This window comes from Xanthobacter autotrophicus, assembly GCF_030015065.1.
Lineage (GTDB): Bacteria > Pseudomonadota > Alphaproteobacteria > Rhizobiales > Xanthobacteraceae > Xanthobacter > Xanthobacter autotrophicus_D.
Genome location: NZ_JAIVFN010000450.1, coordinates 1 through 434, shown reverse-complemented (window position 1 = coordinate 434; position 434 = coordinate 1). Strand labels below are relative to the sequence as shown.

The 434-nt window shown below is 41.0% G+C and carries 1 pseudogene; it reads left to right on the top strand.

Annotated features, from left to right (window positions below):
• Positions 1 to 434, top strand: a pseudogene (locus tag K9U40_RS23975) (non-ribosomal peptide synthetase); the annotation flags it as partial.

The following is a 434-nucleotide window of genomic DNA, read 5'->3' as shown; positions in this document are numbered from 1 at the left end:
TTCCTACTTTTTGGCGTGAGCCGGTTTTAAAAAATGTCGAAGGCACTATTGGTGATTTTGCTAATCTAGTCACCCTTGAAGTCGATATGAAAGGAATAACTACCTTAGCTGCATTCTGCAAACAAATAGCAAATCAAATGCTTGAGTTATTAGAGCATTCACATTATTCGGGTGTGAATGTTCTACGTGATCTGTCTCGTTATCATGGTAGTGCACAGATTGCTCCCGTGGTATTTACAGCGGCGCTCGACATAGAAAATGATAATTTGCTTTCTGAGCGTGTCCGCCGTGTTTTTGGCTCAATGAATTGGGTCATTTCACAAGGGCCGCAAGTTGCACTTGATGCACAAGTTGCTCATGTAGATGACGGTATTTTAGTTAATTGGGACATCCGTTTAGATGCTCTACCCAAAGAATGGATCACGAATTTATTT